8 protein-coding genes are annotated in these 9,569 nt (G+C 46.0%); 5 read left to right on the forward strand and 3 right to left on the reverse strand.

Annotation, left to right across the window (positions count from 1 at the left end; all coding sequences use genetic code 11):
- From Q0338_RS10555 to Q0338_RS10565, 3 genes are all read right to left on the reverse strand, one after another.
- The coding region (locus Q0338_RS10555; protein ID WP_298086682.1) for an ankyrin repeat domain-containing protein at nucleotides 1-1,141 on the reverse strand (1,141 nt) is incomplete at its 3' end.
- Nucleotides 1,142-1,497: 356 nt separating this feature from the next.
- Nucleotides 1,498-2,217 (reverse strand): formate dehydrogenase-specific chaperone, encoded by a 720-nt coding sequence (locus tag Q0338_RS10560; protein ID WP_298086683.1) that lies wholly within the window; start codon nucleotides 2,215-2,217, stop codon nucleotides 1,498-1,500.
- Nucleotides 2,210-3,880, reverse strand: coding sequence for a 4Fe-4S binding protein (locus Q0338_RS10565; RefSeq protein ID WP_298086684.1), 1,671 nt, complete (start codon nucleotides 3,878-3,880; stop codon nucleotides 2,210-2,212). The genes Q0338_RS10560 and Q0338_RS10565 overlap by 8 nt, the downstream gene beginning before the upstream one ends.
- Before the next feature lie 161 nt (nucleotides 3,881-4,041).
- Here Q0338_RS10565 and selA point away from each other — a divergent pair, with 161 nt between their 5' ends.
- From selA to Q0338_RS10590, 5 genes are all read left to right on the forward strand, one after another.
- The gene (selA, locus tag Q0338_RS10570) at nucleotides 4,042-5,367 is read left to right on the forward strand and encodes an L-seryl-tRNA(Sec) selenium transferase (RefSeq protein WP_298086685.1); all 1,326 of its coding nucleotides are present in this window, start codon (nucleotides 4,042-4,044) and stop codon (nucleotides 5,365-5,367) included.
- Nucleotides 5,364-7,184: a selenocysteine-specific translation elongation factor gene (selB, locus tag Q0338_RS10575; protein WP_298086686.1), complete on the forward strand. Its 1,821-nt coding sequence runs from the start codon at nucleotides 5,364-5,366 to the stop codon at nucleotides 7,182-7,184. The genes selA and selB overlap by 4 nt, the downstream gene beginning before the upstream one ends.
- Before the next feature lie 59 nt (nucleotides 7,185-7,243).
- Complete coding sequence (locus tag Q0338_RS10580) at nucleotides 7,244-7,951, forward strand: thioredoxin domain-containing protein (RefSeq protein WP_298086687.1); 708 nt, start codon at nucleotides 7,244-7,246, stop codon at nucleotides 7,949-7,951.
- Nucleotides 7,952-8,285: 334 nt separating this feature from the next.
- Nucleotides 8,286-8,495 carry a twin-arginine translocation signal domain-containing protein gene (locus Q0338_RS10585; RefSeq protein WP_002948952.1) on the forward strand — a complete coding sequence of 70 codons (210 nt, stop codon included), beginning with the start codon at nucleotides 8,286-8,288 and terminating at the stop codon, nucleotides 8,493-8,495.
- A gap of 77 nt (nucleotides 8,496-8,572) precedes the next feature.
- Nucleotides 8,573-9,569, forward strand: a 997-nt coding sequence (locus Q0338_RS10590; protein WP_298086688.1) for a molybdopterin-dependent oxidoreductase, incomplete at its 3' end; no start/stop codon positions are given.

Raw genomic sequence — 9,569 nt, forward strand, 5'->3', positions numbered from 1 at the left:
CTATAAAAGCTCTAGCGTCTTTAAATGTTGCATTTTCGTCGGGGCAGTGTTGTTTGTAGAAATTTATATCTTTATCAAATTTTTCTATCATTTTCGGGTCTATCGGCTTTGGTTTGTATTGTAAAAGACCGTCTTCATATAGTAGCGAATAAGGAGCATATTTGTATTTATTATTGGTTCTTTTTATCTTTTCCTCAGCCTCTTCGTCTCTGCCTTGATTCATTTTATAGATGTATTTCTCTTTTTCTTTTGTATAATATTTTAAATTATCATTGCACACTTTATACGCCTCCTTTAGCTGCTCTTTATTTGGAGCATTAGGGAGGTTGTATTTTATAAAGACGTCAAGCATGGGCTCGTAGTTTTCGTAGTTGCCTAGATATGCCCAGCCGCTTTGTTCTAACGGCCTATTTTTCTCTTCGTCTTTTATACCTTCTAGCCCGATACCCATTTTAAATTTTTTAGGTTTATACCCCTTGCTTAGCATTAGTTCTGCCATTTGGGGTAGATTTCTATCTACTAAGTATTTAAACGGATCTGATTTATACCTGGTGCTCGACTCTACGCATTGGGGATCGTTTAAGTCCGTCTCTGGACGCCCCTGATCGTATTTGTAGCGTATTGTTATGTTATTCTCGCTGTTTATGATTATGGATTCAAATCTGGAAGAATCATAGTATCTGTTTGTATGGGTATGCGGCGATACATACTCCACCTCTTCAAATTTAACCCCTTTTTCTAGTAGTATTTTAGCCGTATCAACAGAGTTTAGCATAATTGCGTAAGCCATAGGAGATAGACCGAATCTATCTTTAGCCCTTATGTCAGCTCCTAAATTTATTAGAGTACTAGAGGTATTTACGTCGTTTCTAAAAGAGCTGTACATCAGCGGGGTTCTTTTATCTCTCATCTCTACGTCTACGCTTAGGTTGTTATCTTTTATAAATTTAACTACAAAATCGGTATCTTTTCTATCAAGAGCGGCTCTTAAAGGTACTAGCGTAGCGTTTTTCTCTTTATCACAAACTATATCGGACGAACCGAATCCAAACGCCTCTATTTCCTCTTGCGTTACGTATTTAGCTAGCTCGGAGTTCGGGTCTATCTTAGTATCGGGAGTGACGGTAAAACCAGTCGGCATAGAGCCTGATCCAAATTTATCAAATTTAACTCCTAAAAAAGAAAGGTAAAAGAGGACGGCGGCAAAGGCGGCGAGTGTGAATATAAATTTAAAAAAGCTTTGCAAATTTGATCCTTTTGCTTATTACTAAATTTGCGAAATAGTAGCCAAAGGGCGGTTAAATTTGAGTGAAATTTGAAAAACGAGAGTAAATTTGGGCGGGTTAAAGAGGCTAAAAAATCGCGCCGAAAACGGACGGGTTTATCTCGTCAAATTTAAAGCGCAAATTTGACGAGAAAACGGCCGCTCGGGCGACTCGGGCAAGTTAAATTTGCCTGCCGGCACGAGTCTAGCAAGCAAATTTAAGCGCGCAAGCCTCAGTCGTCGAACTCTTGCGAGATGACGGGCGAGAACTCCTCCCAGCGGAGTTTGGTTTTGGCCGTAGGCATCTTGCTTTGAAACGGCTCTTTTTTCATCGAGGCTACCGCCGCACTGTCGCCGATCGGCGCAGGAGGTGCCTCCACGCCTAGCACCGCGCGCTCAAGCTCGATAAAATCGCGCAAGATAACCGCGTAAGAGGCGAAAAAGTCCGCATTTTTGTGAGCGGATAAAAATCTGATAAATTCGTCGATAAATTTATTCGTAACGTCCGTAAATAGCTTGCTGCTGATATTTGCCGCGCCCGCTATCTCGTCGCGCAAAAAGGTCGCCGTGGCTAAAAATATAAATCCGACGTAGTCCTCGCTGTCTTTGCAGACCTCTTTGTCTCTGCGGTACGGGCTTAGCTTCAGACACTCGATCACGCGCAGCCTAGCCGCGCCGTCGTCGCGCCCGTCCTCGTAAAATGAGGCATTTAGCGGGATGTTGGAGTAAGAAAAGTCAAAAAGCACGTCGTTTTGCTCTCTGGCGAATTTCTCAAAGTCAAATTTGGCTAAATTTGCAAACGCGGCTTCACTTGCAGGCGTAACTGGACTAGTCGCCAGGTAGGCTAGCTGCTCGCGCCAGCGGTCAAATTTACCGCCGTGCTCGTGAAAAAACAGCGGATAGGCCAAAAACTCGTAAAAATACGCGCGCGCCTTGGTTAAGTTATTATCCATTTAAAACCTCTTCTCTCATTTGATCCATTTGCGCTTTTATCATCACTTTGGCTTTGCAGTCCGAGCAGCAGTACAGCGTCTTTAGCTTGGCTTTGTCGCCGTTAAATTTAGGCGCCATGATCGCGGCGATCTTTTCGACGGCCTTTTTGGTCGCAAACTCCTTGCCGCACTCGATACAGGCGAAAAGCTCGTCTCTGGCTAGCTCGCTAAAGGTAAAGAAACTAGGCTCCAGATCAATCTTGCCCGGGCGTAAAAATATCGTGTCTTTTTCCGCGCAGCTAAGCTCGCAGTATCCGCACGCGGTGCAGACGCTCGGGTTAAAGACGATGGAGTTTGTTTTCTTGTCCGCAACTAGTGCAGCGACGTTGCACGCTCCCACGCAGCTTAGGCACAGCGTGCAGGTGTCTTGATTTATCTCGACGCGGCCGTATCTGATGAGCTCGGTGGTGCTAACGGAGCCTAAATTTTGATCTCCGACTAGCCACTCTAGGCGTTTAGCGAAAATTTCGCGCTTAGGAAGGGCGTACTCGGCGATGGAGTGCTGCGAGCCCTCGATAAATTTGGCCTGAGATAGGGCGCTTTTTAGTTTGTCTTCGTTTTGCGCGACGAGGACGGCTTTTTCGTTAAATTTGAGCTCGTAAATTTGATTTACGATATCCACCGCGTCTTTGGTGCCTTTGCCGATATTTTGCTCGTAGATCACGACCTGCGCGCCGCTTTCTTGAAGTAGCGTTAGCAGATGCGTCTCGCTCAAAAATCTCTCGCCGCTAATGGCAAAAGGAAGCACGTTTGCGGGTAAATTTACGCTTAAGTTTTCTAAATTTGCCTTTGCGGGTACGACGAGGGCGATCCGGCCGCGGTATAGTTTGGCTATCTGGGCAAACGAGTTTCGCGGCATATCTGAGTAGTCAAGCGCGCCACTAGGGCAGACGCTAACGCAACCGCCGCAGTTTACGCAGTCGATGTGGGAGAAAACTAGGTGCTTGGTCTCGTCCTCTTTTAGGATCGCTACCGTAGGGCAGGCCTCGACGCATCTGCCGCAGATCTCGTGTCTGCGCTCGTGGTACTGGCAGATCGTGGAGTCGTAGTGGACGTGGCTTTTAAATTTAAATTTCGGGCTTTGCGCGTCTAGCTGCGCGGCGATTTCCTCGTCGCTTTTGCCCGCGATCTCGTAGCAGCCGCTTTGTTTTAGCATGTATTCGCGCGCGTTTTCTACGAGGAAAAAGTCGCAGTCCACCTCAAACTCGCCGTCCGGGCGCAGCACTAGCACGCTTAGCTCGCCTGCGGCTCCGTAGATAAATTTGATCTCAAAATGCGTCAGCTCGATGGTTTTAAAGCCTTTTTCCTTAAGCAAATTCGCCAAATTTTCGCGCCCGCCGTTGCTAACGATCACGACGTTTTTGCCGACTGGTTTTTCGTAGTCGATGTCGCGCGCTAGGTCAAAGGCGCTAGCTCTTGCCTCATAAAGCAAAAGCGTGTTTTTAGCCTTATCCAGCACCGAGTCTGCGGTGTTTTTTAGATAAAAATTTATCTCCGGCGCTACGACGCTTGCCTTTAGTTTGGGCGAATTTGAGACGAGATACTCGCCTTCGCCGTTTATCTCGATCTGCTCGTTTAGCATCAAATTCTCGTCAAAATCGTTGTAAAAACCGAATTCTTTCATGATTTTCTCCCCGCGCTACGCGTTATCAAAATTGAGCGCATTTTAATACTAAAGGCATTAATAGGCTCTGAAATTTTACATTTATTTTTTTTAATAAGATTAGATTTATCCAAATTTATGCTAAAATCGCGCTCGGTAACACAAATTTACTAGGAGCGAATTTGAACGAACTACGAAAACTCCCGCAGATAGATAAATTTATAAAAAACGAGCGATTTTTCGGGCTTGACACGAGCTTGCTAACCAAAGTCGCTAGGGCCGAGCTAGAGAGCCTGCGCGCTCAAATTTTAGGCGGGCAAAACTGCCCGGGGCTTGACGACATCGTCCAAAATACGCTCGAAAGATACGAAAAGGCGTCAAATTTGAGCCTGCGCAGCCTGATAAACGCAACCGGCGTCATCATCCACACGAATCTCGGCCGTAGCGCGATCGATCCTGAAATTTTACGCCGAGCCGAGCCCGTGATAACCGGATACTCAAACCTCGAATACAGCGTTGAAAAGGGCGGCCGCTCAAACCGCTACGACTACGTGGGCGGGCTGCTCGCGGAGCTTTTTGGATTTGAGGACGCCGTCGTCGTAAATAACAACGCAAGCGCCGTGTTTTTGGTGCTAAATACCTTCTCAAAAGGCGGCGAAGCTATCATCAGCAGAGGCGAGCTAGTCGAGATCGGCGGGAGCTTTCGCGTGCCCGAAGTCATGGCAAACTCGGGCGCGATCCTGCGCGAAGTGGGCACGACGAATAAAACCAACCTGCGCGACTACGAGGACGCGATAAACGAAAACTCGAAGCTGATTTTAAAGGTACATAGGTCAAATTTTGATATCGTTGGCTTTAGCGAGGAAGTAGCGATGCAGGGTCTTAGCGCGCTAGCAAGAGAGCGAAATCTCATTGATTATTTTGATCTTGGCGGCGGATTTTACGGCGAGCTGCCCTACGGCCTCGAGCGCAACGAGCCCAATCTAAAAAATCTAAAAGACGCTTCGCTCGTTAGCTTTAGCGGCGATAAGCTCTTTGGCTCCGTGCAGTGCGGCATAATCCTAGGCAAAAAGGGGCTCATCGCAAAGCTAAAGAAAAATCAGCTGCTAAGAATGCTGCGCGTGGATAAGGTGATCATATCGCTACTGGCCCAAAGCGTCAAAGCCTACGCAAACCGCGAATTTGAGCTTATCACGACGGTAAAACAGCTCTATAAAAGCGTAGAGGAGCTGGAAAACACGGCAAATTTCATAAACTCGCGGCTAAAAACTCCGCTTGAAATCGTGCGCACGACGACCTTCGTAGGCGGCGGCACTATGCCAAACAAACGCATACCTAGCCTCGCGCTAGCCGTCAAAGGAAACGCGAACGAAAACGAGGCTAAATTTAGGAAAAATCTCGTGATCGGCCGCATCGAGGAGGGCAAATTTCTACTCGATCTTCGCAGCGTGCTAGATGCGGACGTGCAAAATTTGATAGAAAAAATCAACGAAACGGATGAAAAATGAGCTTAATAATAGGAACGGCCGGGCACATCGACCACGGCAAAACGGCGCTGATAAAGGAACTAAACGGCTTTGAGGGCGACAGACTCGAGGAGGAGCAAAAGCGCGGGATCACGATCGATCTTAGCTTTTCAAATTTGAGCAAAAACGGCGAAAATATCGCATTTATCGACGTGCCGGGGCATGAAAATTTGATCAAAACGATGATCAGCGGCGCGTATGGATTTGACGCGTGCCTCTTCGTCGTAGCGGCAAACGACGGGCTTATGCCGCAGTCTTTGGAGCATTTGGAGGTTTTAAATATCCTTGGCGTTCGTTCCCTCGTAGTAGCTCTTACCAAGTGCGACCTAGCTAGCGCGGAGCTAATAGAGCAGCGAAAAAGCGAAATTTACGCCGCCGCGCAAAACTACAAAAATCTGCAAATTTTAGAGATTTTCCCGGTTAGTATCAAGGATAGCGCGAGCATTGATGAGCTGCGAAATTATCTTTTTACGCTAAAGGCGGCTAAACGCGAGCAAGAGGGCGTTTTTAGGTATTACATCGACCGCGTTTTTAGCCTAAAAGGTATCGGAAACGTAGTCACGGGCACCGTGATAGAGGGCAGCGTGACGAAAAACGAGAAGCTGTTTAACTATGACGCGGGCAAAGAAGTGCAGGTGCGAAGCGTGCAAAGCCACGATAACTTCGTCGACCGCGCAGGAGTTAGCAGCCGCGTGGCGCTAAATTTGACGGGAATCGAACTAAATGATCTAAAAAAAGGCCAACTACTTAGTAAAAAGGGCTTTTTTAGGGGATTTCGCGAGATAGACGCGATCGTTTTTGCGCGCGAGCTAACGCATGGGCAGAGCGTGACTTTTTGCGTCGGCGCAAAGGCCGCGCCCGCAAAAGCGCTCATCTTGAGCGAAAAAGAGGGCGGGATATTTGCGACGTTTAAATTTGAAAGGGATATGTTTTTAAAATTTGACGAACCCTTCGTGCTCATCGCAAACGGTCGCGTCATAGGCGGCGGCAGGGTGCTAAACGCCGTGAGCGAACCGATGAAAAAATCAAGCAAAATTTCGTTTTTAAACGCGCTGCTTAAAAAGGACTTCGTAAGCGCCTTTGCGATGCTAAAAGATACGCATAAAAACGGCTTTGGTATCATCTCGGCCTATCAGCGTTTCGGGCTAAACCACGAGGAGGCCGTCGCTATAGCAAAGCAAACGCCAAACGTATTCGTCGATGAAAAGGCGCTAAATATCTACGATCTAAGCGCGGTCGATCGGATAAAAAGCGCGGTCAAATTTATGATAGAAAAGAACGAATTTGCGGTATTTTCGGCTACGAGCATCAGCCTAAAGCTCTCGTGGGCTAGCGAAAATATCGCTCAAAAGGCGCTTGACGAGCTAGAAAGCGCGGGCATGATCGCTAAAAACGACGGCGTCTACACCAAAACTGGCGTCGATATGAGCAAGCTAAAAATCAGGCTCGAGGAGAAAATTTACGAGATTTTGCAAAGCGGAAATTTAGCTCCCTTGGCGCCCTATAACATCTACGACGAGCTTGAGATAGACCGCGTTAGCGGCGATAACGCGCTAAAAAAGCTAACTGGTATCGGTCGCGTGGTGAGGCTCGCGCATAATCTTTTCGTAACGTCAAAAGCCCTAAACGAGGCGCTTGCGAAGCTAAAAGCCATCATCGCCGCGCAAGGATTCGTAAACGTAACGAACGCGAAAGAGGCGTTAAATTTGAGTAGAAAATACATAATCGCCTACCTCGAGCAACTCGATCTAGATCCAAATATCGTAAAAAACGGCACGGACCGAGTTTTAAAAGCGTGATTTTTTATCTATTTATAAAAAGCTAATATAATCCGCGCAAATTTTTAAAAAGGAATGAAATGAAAAAAATAGTTTTGTCGCTAATGGCGGCCTGCGCGATGTTTGCTGCGTCAAACGAGCAAGTAGTCGGTTTTTACTCGCAGATGGTCGGCGAGGGCGTGAAAGTAAACGTAACCGAGCGTAAACCGATAGCCGACGGTATCGAAGCGGTCGTGGTAAATTTGAGCAACGGTCAAGTCAGCCAAGACGAGGTTATCTTTACTAAAGGCGACCTGCTTTTCCCGGATATCATCGACCTAAAGGCGCAAAAAGCCTACCTGCAAGAGATAAAAAAGGAAATAGCGGCGAAAAACATCTCAAAAGTCTATAAAAACGAGCAAAAAGAAAATATCATCACTCTAGGAAACGACTCTAAAAAGCCGACTATCGTGATGTTTTCCGATCCTGAGTGCCCATACTGCCGCCTAGAGCTTGAAAAGATCGAAGCGACGTTAAAAGAAAGCAACGTAAAGCTAATCTTAACTCCGGTTCACGACGTTTCGTCTTTGCAAAAAAGCTTTTTGATATATAAAGACGCAGCAAGCGCAAAAACCGATAGCGACAAGATCAAAATTTTACGAAAATATTTTGCGGACGACTATAAGGTGGCAGACGGTGCAGTCAGTGACGCAGACGTAAAAGCGATGGATAATTTAAGACAAAAATACTCCGCCGCCGGCGTTCGCTCCGTGCCTTTTATAGTAAATTTAAGCGACCTACAAAAATAATCTCTAACGCAAATTTGAGCTAAATTTACCAGATTTAGCTCAAAAGCCCTAAATTTTCATAAAATATACTTTTATAACTTGATATGTAGTATTGAAATTTAAGCTAAATTTTAGATTTCCTTAACTATTTATTAAGTTTCATAATTAATCTAATATTTTTACTTCATTTATTCTCAAAATATGCTAAATTTGCACAGTGATATTTTAAAATATGCAAGTGCCCTAAAATACGCGCCTGTAAGGCGCACTACGCCTAGGAAATATGCAAAATTTGAACAATATCTTTCTAAAAACGTCTCAAAAATTTCAAATTTGAGATTAATAAGGAGAAAACATGCAAGGATCAAGACGAGATTTTCTCAAAAAATCTCTGAAGGTCGGCGCGGTAGGCGGGACTGTATTGGCCGCCGCAGCTATCGCAAAACCGACTAGCGACGAGCTTGCTCCTGACGACAACGGCGTAGTTGTCGGCAAGTCGAGCAAAAAAGAGGTGCTTTACAAAAAAAGCAAAGAGTGGGAATACTACTATAAGATCGCTTACTAAGGGAGAAAACCATGAGTGATTCACGCATAGGAAGACGCTCGTTTTTGAAGCTTGCCGCTCTTGGTGCCGGTAGCACGATGGCATTTGGCGAAAACGAGACGTTTAGAAAGGCAACCAACGAGGAGATAAAAAATCCTTACGAAGGTTCAAAAAAGGTTAGAACGATTTGTTCTATTTGTTCGGCGGGTTGCGGTATAGAAGCCGAGGTAAAAGACGGAGTATGGGTACGCCAAGATATGGCTATGTATCACCCGATCTCTCAGGGTTCGCACTGCTCTAAGGGAATCGATCAGATCGACCTTACGAAATCAAAACAACGCATCAAATTTCCGATGAAAAAAGTAAACGGAAAATGGGAGCGCATCAGCTGGGAGCAAGCCGTAAACGAAATCGGCGATAAGATGCTACAAATCCGTAAAGAAGACGGTCCTGATAGCGTAGTTTTCTTGGGTTCGGCTAAATTTAACAACGAGCAGGCTTACTATTTCCGCAAATTTGCGGCGTTTTGGGGTACAAACAGCAACGATCACGTAGCACGCATTTGACATAGCGCAACAGTCGCCGGTGTGGCGAATACTTGGGGTTATGGCGCGATGACGAATCACTTCGGAGATATGACGGCAAATTCAAAAGCGATCTTTTGTATCGGTGCGAATTCGGCTGTAGCAAATCCCGTCGGCGGCATGAAGCATATGTTGCAAGCCAAAGATAGAAACAACGCAAAATTAATCGTAGCGGATCCGAATTTTACTAAAACGGCTGCGCACGCGGATCTTTACTTGCGTCAGCGTTCAGGAACGGACGTGGCTCTTATTTATGGACTTATTCACATTATCCTTAAAAACGGCTGGGAAGATAAAGAATTTTTAGAAAACAGAACCTATGGTATCGAAGAGGTTAGAAAAGAGGCCGAACACTGGACGCCTGAGCTTACTTCGGACGTTACCGGCGTACCGGTAGATAGACTCATAGAGGCTGCTAATATAATGGCGCATACGAAACCAGGAACGGTTATCTGGGCTCTAGGTATCACTCAGCACTCGGTGGGAACGTCAAATACCAGAATTTTACCTA

Origin of the sequence: uncultured Campylobacter sp., assembly GCF_938018145.1 — a bacterium.
Classification (GTDB): domain Bacteria; phylum Campylobacterota; class Campylobacteria; order Campylobacterales; family Campylobacteraceae; genus Campylobacter_A.

What these genes read in the sequence shown, in the direction of transcription:
- Q0338_RS10560 (WP_298086683.1), bottom strand. Translation starts at nt 2,217, where the DNA reads ATGGATAATAACTTAACCAAGGCGCGCGCGTATTTTTACGAGTTTTTG.
- Q0338_RS10565 (WP_298086684.1), bottom strand. Translation starts at nt 3,880, where the DNA reads ATGAAAGAATTCGGTTTTTACAACGATTTTGACGAGAATTTGATGCTA.
- selB (WP_298086686.1), top strand. Translation starts at nt 5,364, where the DNA reads ATGAGCTTAATAATAGGAACGGCCGGGCACATCGACCACGGCAAAACG.
- Q0338_RS10580 (WP_298086687.1), top strand. Translation starts at nt 7,244, where the DNA reads ATGAAAAAAATAGTTTTGTCGCTAATGGCGGCCTGCGCGATGTTTGCT.
- Q0338_RS10585 (WP_002948952.1), top strand. Translation starts at nt 8,286, where the DNA reads ATGCAAGGATCAAGACGAGATTTTCTCAAAAAATCTCTGAAGGTCGGC.